Below are 26,485 nucleotides of genomic sequence, written 5' to 3'. Positions count from 1 at the left end.
ACACTAACACCTGAAGCTAGCGCGTCTACCAATTCCGCCACCTTCGCAGTACCAAAACGTTACCGGAGTAACACAACCACGGTGGCGAATTCTAGAGATTTTGCAGGTTTCGTCAACCGTTATTTCCCGGTTTAGCAGCGTTTGCTGTAAAAAACGCCATCTTCTTGTTGGTGCAGGGCTGGGCGATGCGACGCCGGTAATGCGCTGTTTTTGGTTCACGCAGTGTTATCGACATATCGCGGTTATTGATAAAGATAAGGGGGTATCGTTAACAGGCTTGAACAGCGTTCTATTTGATTGCCAGAGTTACAGCGTAGGGCAATAACGTCATCATTGTGATGTTGTGTATGTCTAGTAAGAAAAATAAAATCATTGGATTTACAAATGATATTTTGCCCTTTTAGATATTCAATGATCTTACTTAGATCGACGCGTCTATTGCCATTACTCAGGTAGATAGGGCAGCCATTTACCCTGCCAACAATCTGGAACTCACGTGTGAAGCGCCTTTCCGTATCGGAACGCAATAGAATGGGTGTCATTAGTGTGAATATTACTAGCGTAATATAAAAAAAATGAAGGTTGCGAATGCTGCTTTTGCGGACTAACCAATTAATAACCCTTTTTTTTCCAGTTGGTAACTCTATTTCTGGTTGTGCTTGTATTGGGATTTCTTGATTGTTTTGAGTAGTGTCGTCCACTTCTTGGTTAGTTTTTGTCTGATGCTCAATACTCGGTTCGATGCTTTGGTGTTCATCGTCCGGCAATACCTGCACCTGCCCATGGAATGAAAAACCAGATTTTGGGTAGGTTCTAATGGTCTGGGTAAGCAGGCCCGATTTTTTTAATGCCTTACGCAATAAGGAGATATTTTGATAGAGCGTATTGGGGGCAACCTGTTGCCCATGTTTTTCCCAGACTTCTTTGAAGATCTCTTCCTGTGACACGATAGTACCGTTTTTGAGTAATAGAAGATGTAAAAATCGGCTGACTGGTGCATGCAAAATAACCTCTGTGCCACGAACAGCCAGAGGACTGAGTTTGTACTCATCAGGCGAAAACAAAACCCTGTCGTTAATGATATATTTTGTATGCATTTCTAATAGCCTGAAAAAAAATGTGAAGAACCGCGATCTACTGCATCAAGTATAGTCTCAAGTCTATCCAGGTTGCAGCGCTGATTGTCGCATTATGTGGTTCTCTGACTAACCCGGTGACAATTTTTGAGATTGTCCCATTGTCCCAATGGATGGAACTGAATTGATAGCCTATTCCCTTCACCAACATTGACCACTGAAGATCGCTGTTGCCATGTTGTTTTTTTTGCAGCTACGGGTACAACTATAGTATTTCTTCTTTATGTTGAATGTGAGGTGGAAGAAAGATTAATGCTTTATTTTATTGAATTTATTTGATTTTTTATTTTTTTTAGTGGAAGGTTTTTTTTCCTGCATTACCCCCAAAAAAAGATAGAAAAGCTACTAAATTAATTGTTAGTAAAATAAGATCATTTCACTGCGATCAGTCCATTATATCAAATCAATTATCTAATTTTATTTAATTTTTCAGTTTTTTATTCTTATTTTTTTAGTTTTAAGGTTGTGAATATGGGTTCTAGCCATGGTGTTGTTAAAGATTATGCTATGTCTATACTGTTCCAGTACCGTCGTGATATTTATTTTCTTTATTATAGATGTCAGGGAGGAAGAGACTTGGCCAGGAAATTTTTTATGGTTGTTGTATCCTGAGCGGGAAGTTTTTAAATATTTCGCCAGGATAATATTAAAATTATTTATAATAATGATAAATATGTTCAAACTGATAGGTATTAGGGTTGCTTTATTCTGGCTGTTTTCATCTGGTGAAAATCCGAGCTAATATATATTATGTCATATAGAACTTATGGTTTTATACTTAATAGTAACGTTTTATTTAATATTTCCAATAGAAAGCTCATACTGTATCAAGAGGAGGGGAGTGCATTGCCATTTTCCATTAAGATCGTGTCCTTGAATGATACACAATCAAGATTGTTGTCATTTTTACTACACAATCGTTCGGACGATATTATTGATAAAGATACAATAATGAAAAACGTTTGGGATGATTTTAGCCTTTCTTCTTCTAGTCAGCGTTTGTGGCAGTCAATAAATGATTTACGTAAAAAATTATCTGCAGTAGGGGTTGAAGAGGACATTATTATTAATGTTCATGGGAGTGGTTACAGGATAGACGAGTCAAAGGTATTGTTATTACATATATCCTGAGTTTGATAAATTTTAGGTGTTTTATGGATGAAGTTTTCATTGGATGGGGGGCAACCAATCACAAAAATTTTATATTCTAACTGGATGCTAAACACATTTATAAATTAATATGAATATTACATCGTGAGTTGTTTTTTTGGCTTGTCACTTTTTTATGAAGGGAGGACTGTTCTGGTTTTCCCATTTTTACCTAGTCATGGTTGTTCCCCCCATAAAATAGTCAGGCGATAAATAATAGAGCTGTTGGTCTAAAAAAGATGGCTATCGCTACTCAAGTTACAATGCTACTGATGACATTAGCTCTTAAAGGACCATTTTACACGGTGTTATGGAATTTTTTTAATCACCTTATGGTGGTTTTCCTAAAGAGATGCGGGTTATCGATAACTGAATTGGCGAAAAATCTATGATATTAGCCCTCGCTATGACTGACAGATTTCTCAAGTCTTTCTTTTGTTCATGACATTTCCTTATTGAATTATTTTTATTTAATTTCAATGTCTTATGGTTTTCATTCGGATTTCATAGCTCATTTTATTAAGTTTTTTCGCATGTTAGGTAAATATCTGAATTGGTATAATTAATTTAAAATCAGACAGTTATATTGAATCTATCAACTAAAGTCACTTTTGGCGAGAAAAAAGAACGTTGGCGTGGGGTTTCTACGCAATACATTGTATTTAAAGTTATTCTTTAAATCTCACAATAAGTCATGATAATTCAGTGAAGGAATCGATCTTGCATGGCTAATATATATCTCAAGCAAAAGGGCAGGGTGATTCTCAGGTGGTATTAAAGTCACGGCTGTCAATATAAATTGAGAACTGTTTGAGGTTTACTATGCCAACTGAAGTTTATGGGTTTATTATTAATGGCTGTGTTATTTTCAACGTGGAGAAGAGAAAGCTTATCTGTTATCAGGATGAAAGTGCAGATATGGCATTTTCTATTAAGATCGTCTCACTGAATGATACTCAGTCAAGGTTACTGTCTTTTTTGTTGCGTAATCGTGGTGATGACTTTATTGATAAAGAGAATATCATGGAAAGTGTTTGGGATGATTTTGGTCTTTCTTCTTCTAGTCAGCGCTTATGGCAGTCAGTAAATGATTTGCGCAAAAAGCTGTTTGTGGTGGGTGTTAAAAATGACATTATTATTAATGTTCATGGGGCGGGTTATAAGATAGATGACTCACAAGTGTTGTCGCTATATGCTTATTGAGCTGTTATCAAGATTAGATTCTTATAAAACCTTAATCGAAAAATCCGGGAGTGATTTTTTTATGATTCAAGGGTAAGAGTAATGCTTGCATTTTAAGGCGCTGGTACCTAAATTTTTATGCATGATGAGGTATAGATAAAGTGCTTATATCCCTATGTTCATTCAAGTTGCAGCGTAAAAACGCGATGCGTTATTGAATCACGTTTGCATTCTTCCTAGTGGGGGAAAAACGCAAACGTCTACTACAGCTTGAATGACACGGAGACCATATTAGAGCAATACAGGCCGATTTTTTTGCTCTTTCGGTCATAAAGCAGAACCGATTAATTATCTCTTTTTTGCTTCCCGCGCTGGGCGGCCCACCGTCGCTTTATAGACTTTAAAACGGCCATTTTGCGCTAATACTTCATGGCTGCCAAACGTGGCATCCAGAATCTTCGGGTAAGGTAAAAAGGCATTGGCCACAATGCGTAATTCGCCACCAATCGGCAGGTGTTTTACCGCACCACGGATGAGCATTTCTGCGGCAGTCAGGTCGGTGGCCAAACCATCGTGGAACGGCGGGTTGGAAATAATCAGGTCAAAACGACCAGTGATATCCGAATAGACATTACTCACCAAAACTTCACCGGCTATGTCGTTGGCTGCCAGCGTGGCGCGGCTGGACTCAACCGCCGCTGCGTTCACATCGCTCAGGGTCAGCTTCAATTTCGGTGACAGCCGGGCCATTACGGCGGCGACCACGCCAGCACCGCAACCGACTTCCAGCACTTTGCCTTTCTGGTGTTTTTCCAGCGTTGACAGGAGCAGCGCGCTGCCAACATCCAACCCATCGCGGCTAAATACACCCGGCAATGTTTTCACTTCCAGATCATGTATCGGGTAGCTTTGCCACCACTCCGCTAGCTCAAATTGAGTCTGCACATCTAGGCTGCCGTGGTATAACCCACAGCGGCGGGCACTGTCGATTTTGGTTAACTGAACATGGCCTGCCAACAGTTGTTCCGCGCTACGCACCCCACTGCGGTTTTCACCCACCACAAAGACTTCTATCCCCACCGGCAGTAGAGCCAGAATATTGCACAGTTGGAATTGCGCTTCCGGTTTGTTCTTCGGCCAGTAATAGATAAGCGTGTCGCATTCGGCGATAAACTCGGGTTCCACCGTCAAGCCGAACTGTGCATTGTCACCCATGCTGCGGTTGAGTAGCTGCCAATGATGATATTGCTGAGTATGAACCCGCACATCTGCAGCGTCGAATTGGGTGGGCAGGCTATCCTGCAGGTCACCAGCGAACAGTACGCGGCGTTTAATAAATTCATCACTGTGGCGCAGTATCACTTCACTGGCGGGGGTCATGGCAGACATCAGTTTTCAGCTCCTCAAAATTGAACCGGGATTATATACCTAAAAGGGGGGCAGTTGCAGAGTAGAACTAAAGCAAGCATGGCGCAGAGCTTGAGGGTTTGTTAGCATGACGCGGCAGAAAATAGCTAACGCACTTAACTCACGGGGAGCAGCATGGCAGCAAAACGCGACTGGCTGTTACAACAATTAGGCATTACGCAATGGGTATTGCGTCGTCCTGGTGTGTTACAGGGGGAAGTGGCGGTCAGCGTGCCACCGGAGGTGCGTTTGCTGGTGGTGGCGCAGGTTTTGCCGCAACCGCATGATGAGCTGTTTTGTGATGTGCTGCGCAGCCTGGGGTTAACAGCGGCACAAACCTATGGTTTGACACCGGACCAGGTGGCCATGTTACCGGAAGATATTAAGTGCAACAGTTGGCGGCTGGGCATTGAGGAGCCGCTTGCGGTACCCGGTGCTCAGTTATTTAGCCCGGCATTGGCCGAGCTTTCTCAAGATGCCGGTGCCAAACGGGCACTGTGGCAGCAGATTTGTCATCATGAACACGATTTCTACCCTGACCACGGCCGACCTGGCCACCGCGTTTAAAATTGAACAAGCCAGCCATGCATTTCCCTGGACAGCAGCGACCTTCGCCAGTAATCAAGGTGAGCGTTACCTTAACCTGAAACTGGAAGCGGATGGGCAGATGGCCGGTTTCGCTATAACCCAGATAGTGCTTGATGAAGCGACGTTGTTTAATATCGCCATTCACCCCACCTGGCAACGCCAAGGGCGAGGGCGCACCCTGTTGACAGCGGTGATCGAACAGTTAACTGCACGCGGCATTGCCACTCTGTGGTTGGAAGTGCGCGCCTCTAATCTGGCTGCCATTGCGCTTTACGAAGAGTTTGGTTTTAACCAGGTGACGGTGCGCCATAACTACTACCCGGCAGTGAAGGGGCGTGAAGACGCAATAGTCATGGCGCTGCCTTTGGGTTAACAAGCCGTGGGGTTTGACCTGGCAACCATTGATTGTCAGCGGTGGGTAAATCGGCGGAAATAGCCGCCAATACTCTTTTTATTACCGCTTTGTTTCGTATCTCTACCGAAGCTCAATGAAGATGCTTGTCCCGGGTATCTCGGGTTATCAGGCAACTCGAATGATTTTGGGTATATAGGCAGATGGACTAACTACAGAAACGTAATAAGAGGCCATCCTTTTTCGCATGCAGGAATAGTCACCTCACTAAATATCGAGGCGCAAGTTTTCTTTTATTTCATCTATCAGTGTTTTTGGTACTTCCCATTCCTGAGCAAGCTGACGCCAAGTTGATACGTGCTCAATCGTTGTATCAATAATATCGTCGATCTTTCTTTTGTTAAAAATAGGGCTTAGTTTCTCTAAGCTATAGAAATCACTTCGTGTAAAGTTATCTCTTTTACCATTCAAGCTCATCCAATGGTTATTCACCCATTTACTGCCTGGTTTGTAGCTATAGGCTAAATCATAAGCTGGTGCGAGAGACCATTTGTCTTTTTTCAGAATAAAGGCAAAGTTCTTTGAGTGGTCGTCATGATTTCGCGCAATGATATTGAACGTCATGCGCTTGAATAGCTGCTCAGCTTCAACAGCGGAAAGCTTCAACTGTCTGGCAATGCCGAATAATTCTGCGTAAGAAAATGACCCCGGCTTTTTATAATCAACGTGGGCAAGACCGTTTAGGGTTTGAACGTGTACCTTGCTGTTTTTAATTCGATCAAACCGCTGTGTAATGAAGTGTCGTCGATTGCCTTCGTGGAGTAAGCGGCATGGCATCATATCGACGCCGCATTTGTTAGCCATTAAATGATAAACAAACTCCATTGCTCCATAACCTAATGGGTCACCGAAGGTTTCATGATTCTTGTTGTGCTCACTAACACCATCAAATTTCATTAAATAATGAGTAAAACCACTTGGCACTTTGGCTTGGCCGGAGCGGACTTGAGTAAAATCTTCATTAAATGCTAATACGGCTTTCGGTCTTGCTCCTCCAGCACTCATACCAACAGATAATAAAGACATCATTGCCTCTCTATCGTCTTGGCCATTTTGTTTGAGTTCTACTTCAAAATTACCTCGTGAATCTAAGATTTCTTGTGCAATTGAAACGAGCGATTGGATTTCTACCTGTTGTGAAGCATTTAAACTTCGTAACTGTGTAGCTGGCGCATATTCAAGAGCTCCCATGCCTCGCTTTCCCGTACATTGGAGGCGTTGCAGTGGTGTAATGTCACTTGGTGAACGGCCCTGACCTGCAACCCATGCGTTGACAACCGAGTTACCAAAATCATCAGGTAATGAGTCAGCAATTAAACCTGGTAGTCCTTTAAACGTATTGAAATCCAGCTCGGGAAAGCTATAAATGCGATTCGATAATGGCATTTTGATCGGGGACAGCTCGACACCATTTTTTACGAAGCCTGGATCGTATTCAAATGACCCAAGTCCCTTTTCAGTGTCAAAACTCACTGCGCCAACGACATCGTCTTGGTAAGTGATCTTAATGACTTCCATTACCATTCTGGTGTTTCCTCATCTTTGTTACTGCGCTGGCCAGAGGCTCTCTGTCTTTTCTTTCCTTGTAATTTGGCCAGCTGTAAGGGAGAAATTTCTTGTTTAGGGAGAAATAGGTCAATATGTTCTGTGAGGTCTAATGCCATTAATATCGCAATCATGATGTCGAGCTGCACTTTTCCTTTTTCTGCATTCAAAACCGTTTTGCGTGCAATGCCAGCAAGCTCTGCAACTTCGGACTGTGTTAGGTCGCGATTTAGTCGAGCTTGCTTCAACCTGTCGCCGATCTCTTCTGCTAATGCTGTAGCTGTCACGCCTTTCATTTTAAAGTTCTACTTTGGTTACTTTATTGCCATTTTACTCGCTTAATGGTCTTAATTTAGGACTTTATGCAAGCGTTGTCAAATATTGTATTTAGTATCCTTTATTAGTTACATTAAATTGGTTTTAATTGGCTAGAGTGACTTTTTAGGGACTTTGTGGTGTTTGTGTGAAGCCCTTCGAGAGGGGCTGAGTGATGGGAGCCTGGTTGGCTTGTTGGAGGGACTATCTGTATCTTCTTCAGTAAAATCTTCATCGGTGGCAGGCACAGCTTGTTCAACTTCTGCTTCTTTACCCTTGGCTTGTGCAGATTTTCGCGCTCGAATTTCAATATCAATAATGCGTCGAGCAAGTTTGATGATGCGCTGTTGCCATGCGTAGTTGCCATCAACACGTTGTTTGTTGCTAAGGACGCCAGATAGCCACAATGTGTCCATTGAGGTCATCTTGTTATTTATTCAATCCTGCTTTTGCTTACTATCTTATAGTCAGCGCTGAGAGCGGTTTTACTTGCTGACCACTTTCTTAATAAACGCTTCACGCACCGGATCGGTGATCTCGCTGTTCCAAAGTAGCCCAATTTCCCACACGGAGTGTTTGCCTGTTAGCGGAATAAAGCGAATATGCGGCTGGCTGATCCGCGCTACGCTTGCAGGAATGATGGTGTAACCCAAACGGGCTGAAACCAGTGCTAACGCCGTAACAATGTCGTTGGCTTCTTCAAACACGGCTGGGCGCTGCTTTGCTTCCCATAAATAATTGGTGATGTGCTTATTAAGGGTCGGGTTTTTATCACGACTCAAGCCTAGATAGTTGTAGTGACTAAGCGAGGCCCACAGATCATCAAAGTTTAACATCTCTTCATTATGAATCGCGATGGCCAGGCGGTCCGAGTATAGCGGGATAGCTTTAAGCGGCGGATCGACTGATAAACGGTCAAAACCCAGTTGCAGGTTACCTAATTGCAGCTCTTCAACCAGTTGGTGAGAAGGGTAGTCATTAAGCGTGACGTGAACATCGGGGCAATCTTGCTTGAACTTAGCAATATAGTTTGGCGCTTCGTGGAAAGAAGAGATACCAAAGCCGATATTAAGATGACCGGAGGTACCTTCAGCAACGAAGGTTGCTAAGCGTTGAAATGATTCAAAGCCTTTAAGAACCCGCTTTGCCTCTGGCAGGAGAACCTTACCCATGGGGGTTAATTCTGCGCCATGTCGACCGCGTTCAAATAATGAAACTTTTAGCTGTTCTTCGAGGCGCTGAATCTTCTTAGTTAGCGCGGATTGAGTGATATAGAGGTGTTGCGAGGCAACACGGAAGTTCTTGTCATCGGCAAGTTGGCAAAAAGTGCGAAGTAAATCTGTATCCATTCTGGTTTGGAATCGAAAGCTGAATTTTATTCATTATAACTAATCGAATATGTAATTTATAGTCAATCCGCGTAAGAAAAACGACAAACCCTTGCAATTATAAGCTCTTGAACTTTATATATATTTTTTGCCAAGAATTGTATTGAGCGAAATTGAAAACAAAAGTTGAGCGTAGAAAATTAGATGAATGAGACACTGGTTCAAGCATTGGGATTTGTGGCATTAGGTTTAAACCTATTTGCATCATTTACAACTAACGACAATCGCATGCGAGCTGTTATCTGCCTCTCTTGTTTGACGTTCTCAATTCACTATACCTTGCTTGGCGCTGTCGTGGCTGGGTTGAATTTATTAATAAACTCGTTCCGTGCGCTAGTTTCATTGAAATATAAAGGACTTAAAGTCTTTTACCTGTTCCTTGCGGTGCAGATAGCGATGAGTGTTTATTTCTACTCAGAGCCACGTGATGTGTTACCGGCGATTGCATCAATCATTAGTTGCTACGCACTGTTTATTGCCGAAGGCATGCGAATGCGAATTGCATTCCTGATTTGCACCTTAACTTGGATGGTCAATGCGGTCTTGGTTGGATCTTATGGTGGCTTACTAAACGATATGTTTAACGCGACTATGCTCTCAATCACCATTTTTAGGTTAAAAAAACAACAAAAAATACAAATACAGACAAATTAATTCTCAATTAGTCCCACGGCTCTTTGCCCTAATAAATGAGCCGCACCAATAATGAGTAAGGAAACAACATGAAGAAAACACTACTGGGCCTTGCCACTGCATCTCTTCTTGCGGCTGGTGCTGCAAACGCAGCGGATTACAAACTAACTATTCCACACGTAACGACAGCAGATAGCTACAACCACCAATCGCTACTTGTATTGAAGAATTATGTAGAGTCTCGTTCTAACGGTAAAATTCAAGTTGATATCTACCCCGCAGGTCAGCTGTGTGCCAACGCAAAAGAGTGTATCGCTGGGGTACAAGCGGGTATGTTCGATTACTTCCAAACAACGATTCCTGAGCTAGGCGGTTTCTGGCAACCAGTTGGTGCATTCGACCTGCCATACCTACTACCAAATGACCGCGTAGCAGAGTGTGTGTACGACAACGAACAACTCATTGCGGACGTGCGTAAAGAGCTCATGCAACGTGCACCAAACGTGCGTCTAATGGCAGTATCGAACTCTGGCGGTTGGCGTAACATCGCAACAACCAAGAAAGAAGTAAAAGTACCGGGTGACGTAAAAGGTCTAAAACTTCGTACGGTACCGGCAAAAACTCAGCAAGACCTTGTTAAAGCACTTGGCGGTGCACCAACACCAATCGCATGGCCAGAAGTGTACACAGCACTTTCAACGGGTATGGTTGACGGTACTAAAAACGGTATCGTAGATATCATCATGAACAAGTTCCATGAAAGTATCCATTACATAATCCTTGATGGTCACGGTTACATGGGCGGCGCTTGGGTATTCAACGACATGAAATTTAAGTCGCTCCCGGATGAGCTAAAACAAGTGGTAATCGATGGTATCGCGGCACAAAACCAATACCTACGTTCATACCCTAAACACCGCGAATACACAGCGTATGAAGAATTCAAGAAAGCTGGCGGTAAAGTTTACAGCCCAACAGAAGCTGAAAAACAAGCATTTGTTACGGCTGCGGCACCTGTTAGAGAAGAATTTTTGAAAGAGACAGGCCCGGAAGGTAAGAAATGGCTAGAACGTTTTGAGAACGAAATCAAAATGTGTGAAGCGAAGATCAAAGCAGAATACGACATCCAATTTAAGTAATCAGTACCTAATCTAACTCGATTGACGCTGTAGCGGTGTTCACTAGCAATCTTATTGCAGCGTCAATTCGTTAAGAGCAACAAATTTCATCTATACGCTAGCTAGGCGCAGCACACCGAAGGCTTTTTCCTTGGGTGAACACCCAGGTTGCGCCAAAATTTTATCTCTATTGCAGAAGATTTTCGAATGAAACTTATCCAAACGCCATCAGGTTTTACCATTAGCCACAAAAACAGAACTGTATTTGAACACTCACAAGTTAGCCCCTCTTTGTACCTAGGTATTGGGCAAGGCACTTTTGATATGTACCGCGGTAACTTTGATATTTCTGATTATGTGTCAGAGCGTTTACCGCTGAAGAAATTCGCAATCACAGAAAACTCAGATGACGTCGTCGTTACTTTTAGTCTTGATGGTGAGGCTGTATTGCAAGCTAGGATATTTGAAACGGCAGAGGCACGCCTTAAAGTTGAATTCACTGCATTTGATGAAAAGTACAACCGTTTTTGGGTTCGTATTGCAGCAAGTGAATCAGAATCGGTGTACGGCTGTGGCGAACAACTAAGCTACCTCAATCTTCGTGGCAAAAGCTTCCCACTATGGAGTTCTGAACCAGGGGTTGGTCGTAACAAAAATACTTACACAACTTGGCAAGCAGATGTTAAAGATAAGGCGGGCGGTGATTATTACACCACAAACTACCCACAACCAACGTTTGTTTCTGATAAAAAATACTTCTGCCATCTAGAAACGTGCGCTTACGCTGATTTCGATTTTACTCACGCTGACTATCATGAGTTGCAATGTTGGAATATTCCGGAGTATCTACTGTTTGATGCCGAAGAGTCATTCCCTGCACTGATGACCAATATTACTGGCGTATTTGGACGTCAACCAGCACTGCCTGAGTGGGTTTACAATGGTGTGATCCTTGGTATTCAGGGGGGGACCGACATCACAATTGCAAAAGTTGAAGCAGCCAAAGCGGCTGGGATTGAAGTTGCCGGTGTTTGGTGTCAAGACTGGCAAGGCATCAAAATGACTTCATTTGGTAAGCGTCTGCAGTGGGATTGGCAGTGGAACAAGGTTCTTTACCCTGGTCTAGATGCTAAGATTCACCAGTTAAAAGAGCAGGGTATTCGCTTCCTAGGCTACATCAACCCTTACGTATTGGAAGATTTCCCGCTGTACAAGGAAGGGTTTGAGAAAGGCTACCTAGCAACAAAAAAAGACGGTTCAAAATACGTTGTAGACTTTGGTGAGTTTGAGTGTGGCGTGGTTGACTTTACGAACCCTGAAGCGTGTGAATGGTACAAGGGTGTTATCAAGCAGAACATGATCGATTTCGGTCTTGATGGTTGGATGGGGGACTTTGGTGAATATCTACCAACAGACTGCTCGCTCTATAACGGTGTTAGTGCTGAAATTGAGCACAACAAATGGCCGTACCGTTGGGCAAAAATACAGCATGAAGCGATTGAAGAAGCTGGCAAAACTGACGACATTCTGTTCTTCATGCGTGCTGGTGCTACTGGTATCCAAGGTTACTGTCACACTCTCTGGGCAGGTGATCAATCAGTAATTTGGGAAAAAGATGACGGTTTAGCATCGGTCATTCCAGCTGCGCTCTCTGCTGGTCTAATGGGTAATGGTATTAGCCACAGTGATATCGGTGGCTACACAACATTGCATGGTAACACGCGTTCTAAAGAGTTGTTTCAACGTTGGGCGGAAATGGCAGCATTTACGCCAATAATGCGCACTCATGAAGGCAATCGACCAGATGATAATCACCAATTTGATACGGATACAGATACGCTAGCCCACTTTGCACGTATGACTAAGATTTACAAGCACCTTATGCCGTACATCAAAGCAGCGGTAGAAGAGAATGCAACTAAAGGTATGCCAGTTCAACGCCCACTGTTTATGCACTACGATCAAGACTCTGAAGCGTATCAAATTCAATACCAATATCTGTTTGGTCGCGATTTGATGGTGGCTCCGGTTTACAACCAAGGCGAAACAGTGAAAGAGATTTACCTACCTGAGGATGAATGGGTACATATATGGACTGGTGAAACGTTCACTGGTGGCTGGATTAAGGTTGATGCACCTATTGGACAACCACCAGTATTCTTCCGCAAACAAGCCCAAGATGCTGAGCTGCTAGCCGCTATCAAGCAATTCTAATTAATTGGGGAGTGTTAGAAATCCTGTGTCATTCCAGTAATATATCCAAAAAGGAATGACACATTTCCCAACCCTTCGATTTCGATAAAGCCCTGAAAGACTTCAGGATGGCCAAGCCTTAACGGGAAAAGATAGCATTTTAACGCCGTTAATCAAACAGTTGACGGAAGCTGCTTTGGCTGCTGAACTTGATTCACATCTGGCTCAAGACATTGAAGCCAACCGGAAAAATGGCTCAACCAAAAAACAGTCAAAACACCCACTGGCGCTTTTGAATGAGCCGCATCGAGTGCTACCTTGGCTTTAAATTCAGGAGAGTTGTTTCTACGTTTTCTAGTCATAATCTGTCCCTGTATTGTTGGGTACTATCAAAACAGATCAATCACTTAAAGTTATGTCCGAAAATTGGGGGCCACTTCGGTGACATGCCCATACCACAATTTTAAGCATCACCAAACAACACTAAAAGCGAGATTCCCGCATGCGCAAGAATGACAATATTCGAGCTTAGTGATGATTACCGCATAGTTGAAGGTTAGTGTTCAACACCTGAGAGCTTGAGTCTAGCGATGAAACCTATTGAGCTAGCAACCACATAACAAAAAACAAAAACGACACTCAACAGGAGTGCCGTTTTACCAAGAACTGATCAAATCACCAAAATGTCTAAAAACTTACATTTTTGAACACCAGCATCAAGCCCATCATTAACAAGAAACTGTGCACGATTTTGTGGTAATTGATTTTGTACTTCTGTAGGAAGTGGTAGCCAATCATACCGCCAGTTAAACCAAGCACGAACGCTGGTATTGCCGACAGAACGTGTGAGATAACTTGCTCAGTAAATAACCCTTCATTCCAGAAACTAACGTTGGCACCGATCATTTGCAGCATAAAGAAGAACGCTAGTGTCGACTTAGTTTGGTCTGCTGTCCAAGGCTGCATTGATGTGTATGCAATTACTGGTGGACCTGACTCACCCACGCTCGCCCCAAGCACGCCTGAAGTAAAGCCTACACCAACAGTTAATGGCACGGAAGCCTTTTTAAACAAAGGCTTAGTCGCGCGTAGCGAGTGGATACTAGAAATAATTAATACTGCCCCCATCGTCAATAGAATGTACTGAGATGGCATGCTTGCCAGCAGTTTTGCGCCGACAAAAGAAGCCGGTACTGAGCCTGCAAACAAGATCAAACCTGTTTGGCGTTGAATAGAATGTCGCATTTTCCACACGATTGGTAGCGTCACCAACCAGCCGAAAATACCCGCAATAGGAACTGCCGTTTGAGCACCAACAATGAGTGACAGTAAAGGTACGGAAACGAGTGCTGAGCCAAAGCCAGTCAAGCCTTGAGTAAAGCCTGCTAGTGCTATGATCAGCGAAATAAGAATTATCGTGGTGTCCATAAATCCATGTTTAGAGCTTAGTGAATGTAGGATTACTATAGATTTATTATAATTAATTACCATTATTTGTGTCACATTTTGTTGTTTTTTGTCTGCATCGTTTCGCTTTGTGACCATCCTCCCATACAACGTCTACCTCTTTCGTATAATAAACCTCAGTAGTTTCGGGTATTGCGTGCAGTCAAAATGCCAATGTTTAAATAGTGACTTTGAACCGCCTAGTTGGTTCAAAGAGTTGAGCATTGGCATTTTGATTCTTTATTTTATGAGGTTATCTATGGAAAACTTCCAAGCAGACAAAGAGACGTTATTTGAACTAAAAACAACCGCCCGCACTGATGCAATAGGTACAGAGGCATTTGATAAGGTTTATGGTTTGGGTTACGAAGTGGGGCATGCGGATTGGTCTCCGTTCCCACGCGTAAATCGTCTGCGCCAAACTTTTTTAGATCGCCCATACGACATTGATGTTGAAAGATTGCGTTTAGTAACAGAAGCGTATCGTGACAATGAAACCATGCCGCGTATCGTTCAATGTGCATTGGCGTTTCAAAATATCCTGCTTAACAGTACGTTGCACATCTACGAAGAAGATTTGATTCTTGGTGAGATTGCAGCGCCTGCTAAAGCATCACCAATTTACCCTGAGTTCTCGGTAGACTGGATCATTGATGAAATTCTTAACTCGCCATTTGAAGAGCGCCCAAACGATCAGTTCTATATTCGTAATGAGCAAGAGCGTGCTGAGATTCTTGAGTTGTGCGCTTACTGGAAAGGCAAGAGTGCCAATGAGTTCATCACGGCGAACTTAGATGATGATCAGAAAAAAGGCTCTCACATGGGTGAGAAAGTGTTCCAAACCAACAACTATCACTTCGCTGGTATTGGTCACTTCGCAATGGATTTCAACAAGCTGATGACGCTTGGCTACAGCGGCGTATTGCAGCAGGCAAAACAAGCTTTTGCAGAGTTGTCAAAACAAGATCCAGATTATGGTGATAAGCGTGATTACTACACCGCAACGATCATTGCGCTAGAAGCAGCAATTAAATACATCACACGTTACGCACTGCTAGCTGAAGATATGGCGTTTGCCGCGACTGATGAAGCTCGTAAGCAAGAGTTGCAAGGGATGTCGGCGAACTGTTACCAAATTGCTGGTGGCGTACCGCAAACATTTTGGCAAGCGGCTCAGTTGTTTAACTTTGCCGTGACGATGACGCAAATCGAAGGTAATGGCCACTCAATTTCTTACGGTCGTATGGACCAGTGGATGCTGCCGTTCTATGCCAAAGATCGCGCTGAAAATGGCGTGGCAAAAGAGTTCGTTTTAGAAGTGCTGGAAGTGCTTTACGTTAAGATGAACAACCCAACCAAGCTGAAAGACAAAGGCACGGTGAAAGTGCGCAATGGTCGCGGCTTTGGTGGTGAAAGCCTGACCATTGGCGGCGTTGATCTGCAAGGCAATGATGCAACCAACGATCTGACAATGCTGATGCTTGAAGCGTCAGTGCATACTCGCATGATGAACCCATGGGTGTGTGTGCGTTTGCACGACAAAACGCCCTATGAGCTTAAAGTCAAAACCATTGAATGTATTCGCGCAGGCTACGGTCATCCGAAGTTGTTCAATGATGGTCCAGCAATTAAAGCGATGTTAGGTAAAGGTGTTACGCTTGAAGAAGCGCGTGATTATGCGGTTGTTGGCTGTGTTGAACCGACGATTCCTGGTAAAGAGCACGGTTGGCTTGATGCGGGCTATGTTAACACCGTAAAAATGATGGAAATGGTGATCAACGGCGGTCGTATTTTGTCTGGTCCTAATGCTGGGATGCAGCTTGGCCCTGATACTGGCAGCCTTGAAACTTATCAATCGTTTGAGGACGTGTTAGAGAGTGTGGACAAGCAGTTTGCTTATTGGTGTGACCAACTGTGTAGTTGCCTCAATATTACCGACAAGATGCATCGCATGATAAAACCAACGCCTTACATTTCAGCGTTTTTTGAAGGGTGTATCGAGTCAGGTAAAGACATGACTTATGGTGGCGTTAAATACAATGGCACAGCACCACAAGCTGCGGGTATTGCAAGCTGTGCAGACTCATTGGCAAGCATCAAAAAGCTAATGTTTGATGATAAGAAATACACAGGTAAAGAGCTGTTAGACGCAGTAAAAGATAACTGGGATGGTCACCAAAAACTGTATGCGTTGGTCAATAGCTCAAAGATCCCACACTATGGCAATGATATCGACGAAGCGGATGAGCTATTTAACTACATGTTCGAATGTTACTGTCGTCATATTAAAGGTCGCCAAAATCCACGTGGTGGTAAGTTCAGCCCAGGTGTTTACACTGTAAACGCTAACGTAGGGATGGGGCTATACACTAACGCGTCATTGGATGGACGCAAAAACGGTGAGCCTATCTCTGACAATATGGGACCTGTGCACACCGCGGGTGGCTCACACGATATTAGCGGCCCAACGGCAGTGATCAACTCAGTAACCAAAGTCGACCATAGCTTGGCGACAAACGGTACGCTGCTAAATTTGCGTTTCCCTGAAGATGCGGTTTCCGGCGTTGAAGGACGCGATATTCTGTTGAGCTTTGTTGATGAGTACATGGGTAAGCAGGGTATGCACGTGCAATTCAACATCATGAGTTCGGAAAAAATGCGCGCAGCGCAAAAGAATCCAGAACTTTTCCGCGATATGTTGGTGCGAGTAGCTGGTTATAGCGCTTACTTTGTCGAGCTTGGTAGACCGCTGCAGGACGATTTGATCCAACGTACAGAACTACGATTCTAATTAACCCATAGTGATACCCAAACCATTGCCCAATAGTATGCAGGCTAAAAAGTGGTTTGGGTTTTCACGTTTTAACACAAGGTTGAGGTGAATTGTGTCAAATCAGGCGATAGTGCTAAATATCCAAAGGTTCACGCTGCATGATGGGCCAGGTATTCGCACTGAAATATTTCTTAAAGGTTGCCCTTTGCGCTGTGATTGGTGTGGTAACCCTGAAAGCTTTAAACGTGATATTGAAGTAGGCGTATACCACAACAAATGTATTTCCACTGAGCATTGTGGCTCGTGTTTTGATGTCTGTCCTGATAACAAAATGCTGATCTATTCAGACGCGATGTTGCAGCAAATCGATAGACACCAATGCACCAGTTGTTTGCACTGTGTCGAAGAGTGCCCTTCGGAAGCAATAAAACAGTGGGGCGAGTCGATGTCTGTCGACGAGTGCATGGAGCTGATACGCAAAGACCGCGGATTTTATGACCGCTCAGGCGGTGGTGTGACGGTTTCTGGCGGAGAACCTCTGCTGCAAAGTGATTTTGTGGTTGAGTTGTTCAAAGCCTGTAAGCAAGAGGGCATCCATACTTGTCTTGAGTCGAGCTTCCATGTCAATTGGAACCGGATTGAAAAGGTTCTGCCCTATACGGACCTGTTTATTTCTGATCTCAAGTTAATGGACAGTGCCAAGCATAAGAAATACACCGGTGTTGATAATCGTAAGATTTTTAATAACTTAAAAGCGCTTAGTAAACTCGATAAAGAGCTGATTTTAAGAATTCCTGTGATACCAAGTATCAATGACGATGATGCCAATATTTCAGCCACCGCTGATTTTATCGAGCAGGAACTCAATGGTCGAGTAAACATCTTGCAACTGCTCAGTTTTATGCGCTTGGGTGAAGAAAAGTATCAGTCGTTGGGTTTGCCTTACAAAATGAAATCGCTGCTATTCGACCGTCATGAATTTCAGGCTCGAGTGAGTGACATTGCCAACTACTTTAATCAACGCGGTATTCGCTGCTCAGTGGGAACGAAAGAGCAAACTGAAGCGGTTTAGATAGAACAAATAGAAATGCTAAGTGATAGTGATGGTATCACTTGGCTAACAGATAAAGTGGTAAATGAGGTAACTACGTGGAACTGAAGATTGAAAATTGGGGACAAGTTGAAGGTCAAACTGCACCGGTAAAGCTGATTACGCTTACCAATAGCCAAGGTATCTCACTACAGTTGACCAACTATGGCTGTATTGTGACTTCAATTAAAGTGCCAGATCGCAATGGTGTCGCAGCGGATGTCGTGCTTGGTTACGAAAGTCTAGAAAAATACCTAGGAGGTCATCCTTTCTTTGGTGCTGTAGCGGGTCGGTATGCTAACCGTATTGCGCAGGGGCGTTATGAGCTAGATGGTGAAGTGTTTCAATTAGAAACCAACGAAGCACCAACTGGGCAACACCTTCACGGTGGCGCTAAAGGCTTTGATAAGTACGTATGGGATTTCGAGATTGAGGAACAAGAAGAGGCAACATACGTTCATCTAACGCGAGTATCGCTCGATGGTGAAGGTGGTTACGGTGGCACTTTGAATGTTACTCACACCATCGGTTTGGATGAATTCAATCAAGTTCACTATAACTTCCAAGCTGTTACTAATAAGCCTACCGTAATTAATTTAGTTAACCATAGTTACTACAACTTAGCTGGCCATGATTCCGGCACAGTTGATCAACATGAATTGAAGCTTTATTCCCAGTTTTACACCCCGGTTTATGATAATTGCATTCCAACCGGTGAAATTCTATCGGTTAAGGGAACCGGCCTCGATTTCACCGAGACCAAGCAGATTGCTTTGAATAAAGCGATGATGCCGTTAGGCGGTTTTGACCACAACTGTATTCTCGATGGTTCGAAAAAAGAAGGGGAGTACAACTATGCGGCGGAGCTTTATGAACCGCAAAGTGGACGTATGATGACGGTTCTGACAACTCAGCCAGCCGTGCAGTTTTATAATGGATTCAAGCTGTCAAACAAGTGTTGGGTAGGGCGTCATGGTGAGCGTTATGAGTCATGCCATGGTATGTGTTTGGAAACCCAACACTATCCAGATAGCCCGAATAACGTGCATTTCCCATCGACCCGATTAAACCCAGGCGAAGTGTATCAAGAGAAAACAATTCATCGCTTTGCGCAAAAATGATCAACTGAGTACAAATAATGCTCTATTTATCGAAAAAAAGGTAGATAGAGCGTTTGAGTACAGCACCAAAACAAAAACGGCTCCACGAGGAGCAGTTTCTCTTGAGAATATACTTACGAGCAAATCACCAATTTGGTATCACCTTGTTTCGCCACAGTTTCAATTGAAGGGCTGGGTTTGGAATCAGTGAAGAAGTAGGTCACATCTTTAATGTTCGCTAAGGTAATAGACCCTTTAGGAATGAACTTGCTTGAATCCATCGCGACTAAAACGTGACGAGCCGATTTCATGACCGTCTGAGTGATCATTGTTTCATTCAGGTCATACTCAAGTAAGGTACCATCAACATCCAATGATGCTGCACTGGTAATGAGATAATCAAAGCGGAAGTTAGAGATGAAATCCATAGCTTCAGTTCCAACAATACCCCCGTTGAACGCTTTCACCTTACCACTAGGTATCAATACATCTATAGACTTATTCGTATGCAAAACACTTGCTACGCGAAGGCTATTGGTAATGACCTGCAAATTATTTTTCTTGGCTAAATGACTGGCTATGACTTCCACAGTTGTTCCTATAGTGATGAACACTGTTGAATTATCAGGGATCAAATCGGCAATTGCTTTGGCTATTGCATGCTTTTGCTCGGTGTCTGACACCTGACGCACTTCATAATCAAGGTTAGTTTTGGTTGCCGGTGAGCTTGCACCACCATGGTGACGAATCACAAAACGATCATTGCTGAGCTTCTTTATATCGCGGCGAATCGTTTGTGTAGAAACGTCTAGCATTTCTGCTAGTTCTTCTACACTGTAATAACCTTTGTCATTAACTAGCTGAATTAACTTATCTTGTCTGGGATTAGTCACGTCAGTCCTTCATTTTGTTTACTTTTGTAGTTTTTGGTCCACTTCTGATCTAGCCGGGATCCCTTCTCGACCACCTCTTTTAGTGCATTTTAACGCTGCCACTAGGTTTGAGAAAGCAATCGCCTCACGGCTTTGTTTCGATTCTGCGACCGCAACCGCTAAAGCACCATGAAAAACATCGCCTGCACCAGTAGTGTCCACAACATCTACTTTGATTACTGGCTCATGATAAATTTCGTCACCTTCTAGCCAGTAGCAGCCCAGTGAACCTACTGTAACATAAACTTTACCATCTGTTTGTTTTTTAGCAACTTTTAGACCTTCAATTGGGTCACTGCAACCAGTGAATTTTTCAAGGCCAGGCTCAGAGAACGCCACATGATCGGCTAGTTTCACAAGCTCGTAAATTGGATCTGGTGCTAGGTCAGCGTCAAGAACAGAAGGGATGTTGAACTTTTTCGCTTGTTCTAAAGCGTACTTCGCACCTTCTGGCCAACGTACGTCAGTCAGAATAGTTTCATATTGTGAAAAGTCGATATGTTCAATTTGCTTTGTATCGCGGCTGAGTGATTGATCTTGGTAATTTATGATCATTCGCTCACCTTCATCATCCACAAGAACTGTGGAGAAAGCAGAAGAAGCACCGGTCACATGAACTGCTTTATCGACGTTAACACCGTAACTGGCAAGCTCTGATAACATGGTATCTGCCACGCCATCTTGACCAACACGCCCGATGAAATCTACTTGGTGCCCCATCTTGGCAACCGCGATAGCCGCTGTCGCAGCAGGTCCGCCACCCACTTCAAAGTAGTCTTTTGCGACGTATTTACCGCCTGTTGTTGGCAAAGTGGCGACACGTTGAATACGGTCAAGTACCGCAATACCTAAACATGCAATTGTCATAACTCTAATCTCTATGTGTTTACTTTTTGGAGTGCGATTTTGCAAATTGATGTCTGCAGTATATTCACATCTGTAGTTTTAACTAGGACTACAATCACAAAACGACCAAAGTAAACAAAAAACAACAAAATGTGACATTGATTGTGGTTGCAATGTCATTTTATGTTTATATTTGTCTCAAGTTAATCGCTAACGTGAAGGAAAGAACAATGTCTACTATTGGATTTATTGGTTTGGGTCAAATGGGTACGCCCATGGCGCTCAATTTAATCAAGGGCGGCCACTCAGTAAAAGTTTTTGACATCAACCAAGATGCAGTCCAGCAGCTAGTTGAACAAGGCGCTACAGCAGCGACATCACCTGCTAATGCAGCATTAGATTCAGAATTCGTTATCACTATGCTGCCAAACGGCACGCTGGTTAAAAATGTAATCTTAGGTGAGAACGGCGTTACCACGACACTAGACAAAAATTCGCTACTTATCGACATGTCGACCATCCACCCGCTTGAAACGGATAGCTTAATCAAACAGATGTCAGAGCTTGGTTTCTCAATGATGGAAGCTCCGGTTGGCCGTACTTCTGAGCATGCTGTACGCGGTGAGCTTCTTATCATGGCTGGTGGTACGAAAGAGCAGATAGAGCGCGCTAAGCCACTGTTCGATTGTATGGGCAATGAAACCGTTGACTGTGGCGGAGCAGGTAAAGGCATTCGCGTTAAGATCATCAACAACTACATGAGTATTGCTCTAAACGCTTTGTCTGCAGAAGCGGCAACCTTGTCTGAGGCAATTGGTCTAGATTGGGAAACGTCAATGAAAGTGATGAGCGGCACACCTGCAGGTAAAGGACACTTTACAACCACGTGGCCAGGTAAGGTGCTAGCGGGCGATTTATCCCCAGTATTTATGGTAGACCTAGCGCATAAAGATTTAGGCATTGCACTGGATCTTGCTAACCAAGTTAAGGTTCCAATGCCTTGTGGCGCAGCGGCTCGAGAAATGTACAACCTAACTCGTGCGGCGGGTCGTGGTCGTCAAGACTGGACTGCTGTACTAGAACAACTTCGCGTAAGTTCAGGTCTTGAGCCAAAAGTGAAATAAAAACTGACAGTTAATTGGTTTATCTGAGGTGAAGGTTAAGCAACATTTTCTGACATTTTGGTATGGAATTTGTTGATTATTGTTCCTTCTAACTATCAATTTCTCATTGCTTTAAATGTATGTTTTTTCGGTTCTTTTGACGATACACAAAATAATTCGAGTTGCCTGTAGGCGGCAACTGAGCGAATCCCTGGGAGCATAGCTAACTATGTGACTAGGGTGAACGAGGGCAGCCAACACCCAAGCAACTTGAAGTATGACGAGTATAAGAAGGGCCATAAATACGCAAGGTATCTTCACGGTCAAAATGAAGGGCTACGCTGTCGAAATCATGAATGTTGATAAGTGGTCTATTGTTGTTTGGCCTCTAACTCAAAAGGAGTGGGGCGTTATTTTGCGGTTGTTGATTTAACCAAAAATATCTATTTGAAACAGTTAGTTGCATGTAGATGGCAAACGACAAGATGACAATGGATTGAGTTCTAGCAGAAATTTATGCTTATTGAGTGTTTTGTGACTCCGTGTACATTTATGGTAATGAATGTCATTAAAGTGACAGAAAGTGTTATCCATCTAACAGAAATTGACAACTTGAATTGGTAACTTCTGTCTTAACAAAATCAAAGTCGATGAGACTAAAAAATATTACGAGGAAATAAAATGGCTTACGTATCTGGTAACACAATGATTAACGAAGCGTGGAAAAATGGTTATGCAATCGGTGCTTTCACAGCTCACAACCTAGAAACGATCAAAGCAATACTATTAGCGGCCCAAGAAGAGCAAGCGCCAATCATAATTCAAATTGGTCAAAAAGCAATTAACGAAATGGGCATGAAGCCACTTCGTACTGCGATTGACTCATTAATCGAATACCACCAAATCACTGTTCCAGTGTGTGTTCACTTAGACCACAGCCGTAAGTTTGAGCAATGCATGCAAGCTGCGACATGTAACTTCCAATCTCTTATGTTCGATGGTTCAGCGCTAGATTTCGAAGAGAACGTACGTATTACGAAAGCAGTTGTCGGCGTAGCTAACGCGCTAGGTCTAGGTGCTGAAGGTGAAATCGGTAAGATCGGTGGCACAGAAGATGACATCACAGTTGATGAAAAAGACGCGATGATCACCACAGTTGCTGAAGCTCTGGATTTCTCCGAGCGCACGGGCGTTCACTATCTTGCAGTTTCAATCGGTACTGCACACGGTCTTTACAGAACAACCCCACAACTGAAATTTGACCGTCTATCAGAAATCAAAGAAGCAGTTCGAAAACCAGTCGTTCTTCACGGTGGTTCAGGTGTGCCAGATGAGCAAGTTATTGAAGCGGTGAAACGCGGTGTAGCGAAGATCAACGTTGATACCGAACTACGCCAAGGCTTCATTGAGGGATTACAAGCTCACTGGCAAGCACACGCAAAAGACTACGTACTTGCAGACGCAATGAATACTGGTATTGCATCAATGAAAGAAGTGGTTCGCCACAAAATCCGCCTGTTTGGTTCAAACGGCAAAGCGTAATTTAACAATAAATATAATAAAACAGGGTGCTATTTACCTCTGCACCCAATTTTTCCGAAAGGCCTATACCCAAAATACTTTGAATTGCTTGAAGGCAGCAAGCGATGTAATCCCTAGAAGCATAGCCAACTATGTGACTAGGGTGATAGAGCACAGCTAACACCCAAGCGGTTTGAAGAAACAGGAAGGGTATATAAAAAAATAATGGTGATTCTATGTTACGTACATTAGAAAAAGCATTGAATACAGTAACGACCCCTGTGGCAAAAGTACTGCGCGCAGTCGCTGGTATTTTGTTGCTAGTAATGACAGTGGCGGTTGTTTTCCAAGTACTCTGTCGTTATGTATTTAATGAGCCTTTAAGCTGGACAGACGAAGCTGCACGATTCTTGATGATCTACATGACTTATCTATGCCTGCCGTTCGTGTACTTGGCCGACAAAAACATCGCAATGACTTTCGTCACTGAAATTGTTGAGAAGAAGTCTCCTCGTATGTTTGCATTGTTAGGTTTAGTTGCTCATATTTCGGCGATTCTTGTTTTTTCGGTTTGGATTAAATTTGGCTGGAACTTCTTTAACACAGGTTCGGTAATGGCCGACAGCTTGCCAATTCCAATGTATGTAATCTACATCATTCCGCCAGTAATGATGGCAGTCACCATGGTCTATGCACTGCAGAAAATCATTCAATGTCTTCGTGGCATATTAGGCGACTTTACTGATGTCTCTCTAACTCAAGCAACGGTTGCACTATACGAGCCATCAGCAATTAAAGACACAAGTTCTGAAGCGGAAGAAAAAGACGAAAAAATCGAACCTGCAGTAGCATCTTAAGAGGGCGTTAAAAATGGTTTCTCCAATTTTTATAATTTATTTCTTAGTACTGCTTATTGTCGGTGTACCAGTACTATTTACATTGGGTTTATCTCCAATGATTACGCTGTTCCAAAACGACCAAATGTTGTTTGCGAACATGCTCTACCAGCGTCTTTATTCTGGTTTAGATAGCTTCCTACTACTTGCTTTGCCATTTTTCATGCTAGCGGGTGAGTGTATGACCGCTGGTGGTATCACACCACGTATCGTCGCGTTTGCTCAAACCATGGTTCAGCATCTACGTGGTGGTTTAGGTCATGTAGTTATCCTTGCTGCAACAATATTTGGCGCACTTACCGGCTCTGCGGTAGCGGCGACGTCAGCGATCGGCGGCATGCTTATCCCGGAGATGCAAAAGTATAAATACGATACGGGTTACGCTGCAGCGCTAACGGCTGCGGCTACAGTTCTGGGCAATATCATTCCTCCATCAGGAATAATGCTAATTTACGCATTCGTAATGAATACTTCTGTAGCTGCAATGTTTTTAGCGGGTGTGGCGCCAGGCCTTATTCTCTGCATCGGTTTGATGATCGTAAATCGATTCCAAATTACAAAATATCCCGACGTACAGCCGATGGAACGTGCGCCTGCTATGGAACGCCGTCAAGCATTACGTCTTGCTATCGTACCACTAATGACACCAGTCATTATTCTTGGTGGTATCTACGGCGGTATCTTTACTCCTACGGAAGCAGCCGCGGTAGCAGTGGCATACGCAATCGTAGTATCGCTATACATCATCAAAGCAACCAACGTTAAGGCTACATACGCTATATTTGCAAAAGTTGCAGTAAACGCAGCATCGATTCTGATTATCGTAGCAGCAGCAAGTGGTTTTGCGTCACTCATCAGTCTATCTGGTGTGTCGACTATGGTTGCTAACTTTATGAATGGTATTACTGATAACCCTTACTTACTGTTTGCAATTATCAACGTACTGCTTTTCATCATTGGTATGTTCTTAGATGCGGGTCCTGCAATCCTAATCTTTGCTCCGATTTTTGCACCAATTATGACAGCCGCGGGTATCGACCCAGTTCACTTCGGTGTGGTTATGTGTGCAAATCTTTCAATCGGTTTGGCAACACCGCCAATGGGTCTAGTATTGTTCGTAGCATCAGGTGTATCGAAAGTATCTGTATCTGAAATCTCTAAGAAAATCATTCCATTCCTAATCGTAGAAATGGCAATTATCTTCCTGATTTCATTCTTCCCATCATTGGTAATCGGTCTACCTCAACTGGCTGGCATCATGTAGTCAATTGAGTAAACGCGGCACGTAAAAGGTGCTGCTTCTAGACAGCAAATGTAGCTACACACTATTTCACTAAGCATCAAAGAGTCTTTGGTTCTTCGTTATAAGAGAGAAAGTCGATGATTAACGATAAAGGCAACTTACAGGCTAAGGCGCAAAAAATCCTTAAAGCAATGGGCGGTATTGAGAACATCGTTGCTGGCAGAATCGACAACTGCGCAACACGCCTACGTATTCAGGTTAAAGATTTAGAAATTATCAACGAAGGTTTACTGCGTCGCCAAGGTGCACTCGGGTTTATCCGTTTACCGGACAACAAGATTCAAGTGGTGTTCTTTGATGTGCACAACCTGGCTGAAGAAATTCGAACTCAAGTCGCGAACGGATAATTCAAAACAAGCAAATCGCCGCTTAAGTTAAATACCCAAATTAAATGGATATAAGAAATAAT

Annotated in this window: 23 protein-coding genes and 2 pseudogenes; 16 read left to right on the top strand and 9 right to left on the bottom strand. The window is 43.3% G+C overall.

The genetic code is table 11. The features are described from left to right. Positions 1-242: 242 nt before the first annotated feature. Positions 243-1,097 (bottom strand): winged helix-turn-helix domain-containing protein, encoded by an 855-nt coding sequence (locus IO95_RS23565; protein ID WP_051791244.1) that lies wholly within the window; start codon positions 1,095-1,097, stop codon positions 243-245. A 789-nt stretch (positions 1,098-1,886) separates the two neighbouring features. Here IO95_RS23565 and IO95_RS23560 point away from each other — a divergent pair. Together IO95_RS23560 and IO95_RS14340 are read left to right on the top strand one after the other, a co-directional pair. Next, positions 1,887-2,267, top strand: coding sequence for a helix-turn-helix domain-containing protein (locus tag IO95_RS23560; protein WP_023492931.1), 381 nt, complete (start codon positions 1,887-1,889; stop codon positions 2,265-2,267). An 840-nt stretch (positions 2,268-3,107) separates the two neighbouring features. Beyond that, the gene (locus IO95_RS14340) at positions 3,108-3,488 is read left to right on the top strand and encodes a helix-turn-helix domain-containing protein (RefSeq protein WP_023492932.1); all 381 of its coding nucleotides are present in this window, start codon (positions 3,108-3,110) and stop codon (positions 3,486-3,488) included. A 327-nt stretch (positions 3,489-3,815) separates the two neighbouring features. On the opposite strand, the gene rsmC is transcribed toward IO95_RS14340, so the two are convergent. Further along, a complete protein-coding gene (rsmC, locus tag IO95_RS14335) occupies positions 3,816-4,856 on the bottom strand; it encodes a 16S rRNA (guanine(1207)-N(2))-methyltransferase RsmC (protein ID WP_023492687.1) in 1,041 nt (346 codons plus the stop codon). Between the two features lie 153 nt (positions 4,857-5,009). Here rsmC and IO95_RS14330 point away from each other — a divergent pair, with 153 nt between their 5' ends. Continuing rightward, positions 5,010-5,441: a DNA polymerase III subunit psi gene (locus tag IO95_RS14330; RefSeq protein ID WP_023492688.1), complete on the top strand. Its 432-nt coding sequence runs from the start codon at positions 5,010-5,012 to the stop codon at positions 5,439-5,441. Continuing rightward, positions 5,392-5,835, top strand: a complete 444-nt coding sequence (gene rimI, locus IO95_RS14325; RefSeq protein ID WP_023492689.1) for a ribosomal protein S18-alanine N-acetyltransferase — start codon at positions 5,392-5,394, stop codon at positions 5,833-5,835. The genes IO95_RS14330 and rimI overlap by 50 nt, the downstream gene beginning before the upstream one ends. 246 nt (positions 5,836-6,081) lie before the next feature. Here rimI and IO95_RS14320 read toward each other — a convergent pair whose 3' ends face one another. The 4 genes and pseudogenes from IO95_RS14320 to IO95_RS14305 all read right to left on the bottom strand — a co-directional run bounded on the left by IO95_RS14320 (position 6,082) and on the right by IO95_RS14305 (position 9,083). After that, the gene (locus tag IO95_RS14320) at positions 6,082-7,398 is read right to left on the bottom strand and encodes a type II toxin-antitoxin system HipA family toxin (RefSeq protein WP_037385738.1); all 1,317 of its coding nucleotides are present in this window, start codon (positions 7,396-7,398) and stop codon (positions 6,082-6,084) included. Further along, complete coding sequence (locus tag IO95_RS14315) at positions 7,392-7,715, bottom strand: helix-turn-helix transcriptional regulator (RefSeq protein WP_023492708.1); 324 nt, start codon at positions 7,713-7,715, stop codon at positions 7,392-7,394. The genes IO95_RS14320 and IO95_RS14315 overlap by 7 nt, the downstream gene beginning before the upstream one ends. Positions 7,716-7,928: 213 nt before the next feature. Beyond that, positions 7,929-8,159 (bottom strand): annotated as a pseudogene (locus tag IO95_RS14310) (hypothetical protein); the annotation flags it as partial. 60 nt (positions 8,160-8,219) lie between these two features. After that, the gene (locus tag IO95_RS14305; protein ID WP_023492748.1) at positions 8,220-9,083 is read right to left on the bottom strand and encodes a LysR family transcriptional regulator; all 864 of its coding nucleotides are present in this window, start codon (positions 9,081-9,083) and stop codon (positions 8,220-8,222) included. 183 nt (positions 9,084-9,266) lie between these two features. On the opposite strand from IO95_RS14305, the gene IO95_RS14300 reads away from it, so the two are divergent. From IO95_RS14300 to IO95_RS26115, 4 genes and pseudogenes are all read left to right on the top strand, one after another. Beyond that, complete coding sequence (locus tag IO95_RS14300) at positions 9,267-9,776, top strand: YgjV family protein (RefSeq protein ID WP_037385735.1); 510 nt, start codon at positions 9,267-9,269, stop codon at positions 9,774-9,776. A 68-nt stretch (positions 9,777-9,844) separates the two neighbouring features. Continuing rightward, a complete protein-coding gene (dctP, locus tag IO95_RS14295) occupies positions 9,845-10,894 on the top strand; it encodes a TRAP transporter substrate-binding protein DctP (RefSeq protein WP_023492130.1) in 1,050 nt (349 codons plus the stop codon). 186 nt (positions 10,895-11,080) lie between these two features. After that, positions 11,081-13,087 carry an alpha-glucosidase gene (locus tag IO95_RS14290; RefSeq protein WP_037385732.1) on the top strand — a complete coding sequence of 669 codons (2,007 nt, stop codon included), beginning with the start codon at positions 11,081-11,083 and terminating at the stop codon, positions 13,085-13,087. Between the two features lie 62 nt (positions 13,088-13,149). Then, positions 13,150-13,363: pseudogene (locus tag IO95_RS26115) on the top strand (IS256 family transposase); the annotation flags it as partial. 390 nt (positions 13,364-13,753) lie between these two features. Here IO95_RS26115 and IO95_RS14280 read toward each other — a convergent pair. Then, on the bottom strand, positions 13,754-14,494 hold the full coding sequence (locus IO95_RS14280; protein ID WP_037385820.1) for a sulfite exporter TauE/SafE family protein: 741 nt from the start codon (positions 14,492-14,494) through the stop codon (positions 13,754-13,756). A gap of 277 nt (positions 14,495-14,771) precedes the next feature. Here IO95_RS14280 and IO95_RS14275 point away from each other — a divergent pair, with 277 nt between their 5' ends. The 3 genes from IO95_RS14275 (at position 14,772) to IO95_RS14265 (ending at position 19,496) form a co-directional block, all read left to right on the top strand. Continuing rightward, positions 14,772-17,303, top strand: a complete 2,532-nt coding sequence (locus IO95_RS14275) for a formate C-acetyltransferase/glycerol dehydratase family glycyl radical enzyme (protein WP_051791242.1) — start codon at positions 14,772-14,774, stop codon at positions 17,301-17,303. Positions 17,304-17,397: 94 nt separating this feature from the next. Beyond that, on the top strand, positions 17,398-18,357 hold the full coding sequence (locus IO95_RS14270) for a glycyl-radical enzyme activating protein (RefSeq protein ID WP_037385729.1): 960 nt from the start codon (positions 17,398-17,400) through the stop codon (positions 18,355-18,357). A 77-nt stretch (positions 18,358-18,434) separates the two neighbouring features. Next, positions 18,435-19,496, top strand: coding sequence for an aldose epimerase family protein (locus tag IO95_RS14265; protein WP_037385726.1), 1,062 nt, complete (start codon positions 18,435-18,437; stop codon positions 19,494-19,496). Between the two features lie 113 nt (positions 19,497-19,609). Here the strand turns inward: IO95_RS14265 and IO95_RS14260 are convergent, their stop codons facing one another. Together IO95_RS14260 and IO95_RS14255 are read right to left on the bottom strand one after the other, a co-directional pair. Next, entirely contained in the window at positions 19,610-20,368 is a 759-nt protein-coding gene (locus IO95_RS14260; protein ID WP_037385721.1) for a DeoR/GlpR family DNA-binding transcription regulator, read from the bottom strand. Between the two features lie 18 nt (positions 20,369-20,386). Beyond that, the gene (locus IO95_RS14255) at positions 20,387-21,274 is read right to left on the bottom strand and encodes a PfkB family carbohydrate kinase (protein ID WP_023492828.1); all 888 of its coding nucleotides are present in this window, start codon (positions 21,272-21,274) and stop codon (positions 20,387-20,389) included. Positions 21,275-21,483: 209 nt separating this feature from the next. On the opposite strand from IO95_RS14255, the gene yihU reads away from it, so the two are divergent. The 5 genes from yihU to IO95_RS14230 all read left to right on the top strand — a co-directional run bounded on the left by yihU (position 21,484) and on the right by IO95_RS14230 (position 26,423). Next, positions 21,484-22,377, top strand: coding sequence for a sulfolactaldehyde 3-reductase (gene yihU / locus IO95_RS14250; protein ID WP_023492829.1), 894 nt, complete (start codon positions 21,484-21,486; stop codon positions 22,375-22,377). A gap of 660 nt (positions 22,378-23,037) precedes the next feature. Then, on the top strand, positions 23,038-23,898 hold the full coding sequence (locus IO95_RS14245) for a class II fructose-bisphosphate aldolase (RefSeq protein ID WP_023492125.1): 861 nt from the start codon (positions 23,038-23,040) through the stop codon (positions 23,896-23,898). 215 nt (positions 23,899-24,113) lie between these two features. Then, positions 24,114-24,734 (top strand): TRAP transporter small permease, encoded by a 621-nt coding sequence (locus IO95_RS14240; RefSeq protein WP_037385717.1) that lies wholly within the window; start codon positions 24,114-24,116, stop codon positions 24,732-24,734. Between the two features lie 13 nt (positions 24,735-24,747). Then, the gene (locus IO95_RS14235) at positions 24,748-26,037 is read left to right on the top strand and encodes a TRAP transporter large permease (protein ID WP_037385716.1); all 1,290 of its coding nucleotides are present in this window, start codon (positions 24,748-24,750) and stop codon (positions 26,035-26,037) included. A gap of 116 nt (positions 26,038-26,153) precedes the next feature. Continuing rightward, positions 26,154-26,423: a PTS transporter subunit EIIB gene (locus IO95_RS14230; RefSeq protein ID WP_023492867.1), complete on the top strand. Its 270-nt coding sequence runs from the start codon at positions 26,154-26,156 to the stop codon at positions 26,421-26,423. Positions 26,424-26,485 lie beyond the last annotated feature (62 nt).

Source organism: Serratia sp. DD3, from assembly GCF_000496755.2.
This window is presented reverse-complemented; position numbering and strand designations above follow the sequence as displayed.

Excerpts from the sequence above, each read along its gene's own strand:
- IO95_RS14230 (WP_023492867.1), top strand. The coding sequence starts at position 26,154 with ATGATTAACGATAAAGGCAACTTACAGGCTAAGGCGCAAAAAATCCTT.
- dctP (WP_023492130.1), top strand. The coding sequence starts at position 9,845 with ATGAAGAAAACACTACTGGGCCTTGCCACTGCATCTCTTCTTGCGGCT.
- IO95_RS14245 (WP_023492125.1), top strand. The coding sequence starts at position 23,038 with ATGGCTTACGTATCTGGTAACACAATGATTAACGAAGCGTGGAAAAAT.
- IO95_RS14280 (WP_037385820.1), bottom strand. The coding sequence starts at position 14,494 with ATGGACACCACGATAATTCTTATTTCGCTGATCATAGCACTAGCAGGC.
- IO95_RS14255 (WP_023492828.1), bottom strand. The coding sequence starts at position 21,274 with ATGACAATTGCATGTTTAGGTATTGCGGTACTTGACCGTATTCAACGT.
- IO95_RS23565 (WP_051791244.1), bottom strand. The coding sequence starts at position 1,097 with ATGCATACAAAATATATCATTAACGACAGGGTTTTGTTTTCGCCTGAT.
- IO95_RS14315 (WP_023492708.1), bottom strand. The coding sequence starts at position 7,715 with ATGAAAGGCGTGACAGCTACAGCATTAGCAGAAGAGATCGGCGACAGG.
- rimI (WP_023492689.1), top strand. The coding sequence starts at position 5,392 with ATGAACACGATTTCTACCCTGACCACGGCCGACCTGGCCACCGCGTTT.
- IO95_RS14240 (WP_037385717.1), top strand. The coding sequence starts at position 24,114 with ATGTTACGTACATTAGAAAAAGCATTGAATACAGTAACGACCCCTGTG.
- yihU (WP_023492829.1), top strand. The coding sequence starts at position 21,484 with ATGTCTACTATTGGATTTATTGGTTTGGGTCAAATGGGTACGCCCATG.
- IO95_RS14305 (WP_023492748.1), bottom strand. The coding sequence starts at position 9,083 with ATGGATACAGATTTACTTCGCACTTTTTGCCAACTTGCCGATGACAAG.
- rsmC (WP_023492687.1), bottom strand. The coding sequence starts at position 4,856 with ATGTCTGCCATGACCCCCGCCAGTGAAGTGATACTGCGCCACAGTGAT.
- IO95_RS14235 (WP_037385716.1), top strand. The coding sequence starts at position 24,748 with ATGGTTTCTCCAATTTTTATAATTTATTTCTTAGTACTGCTTATTGTC.
- IO95_RS14340 (WP_023492932.1), top strand. The coding sequence starts at position 3,108 with ATGCCAACTGAAGTTTATGGGTTTATTATTAATGGCTGTGTTATTTTC.
- IO95_RS23560 (WP_023492931.1), top strand. The coding sequence starts at position 1,887 with ATGTCATATAGAACTTATGGTTTTATACTTAATAGTAACGTTTTATTT.
- IO95_RS14275 (WP_051791242.1), top strand. The coding sequence starts at position 14,772 with ATGGAAAACTTCCAAGCAGACAAAGAGACGTTATTTGAACTAAAAACA.
- IO95_RS14300 (WP_037385735.1), top strand. The coding sequence starts at position 9,267 with ATGAATGAGACACTGGTTCAAGCATTGGGATTTGTGGCATTAGGTTTA.
- IO95_RS14330 (WP_023492688.1), top strand. The coding sequence starts at position 5,010 with ATGGCAGCAAAACGCGACTGGCTGTTACAACAATTAGGCATTACGCAA.
- IO95_RS14290 (WP_037385732.1), top strand. The coding sequence starts at position 11,081 with ATGAAACTTATCCAAACGCCATCAGGTTTTACCATTAGCCACAAAAAC.
- IO95_RS14320 (WP_037385738.1), bottom strand. The coding sequence starts at position 7,398 with ATGGTAATGGAAGTCATTAAGATCACTTACCAAGACGATGTCGTTGGC.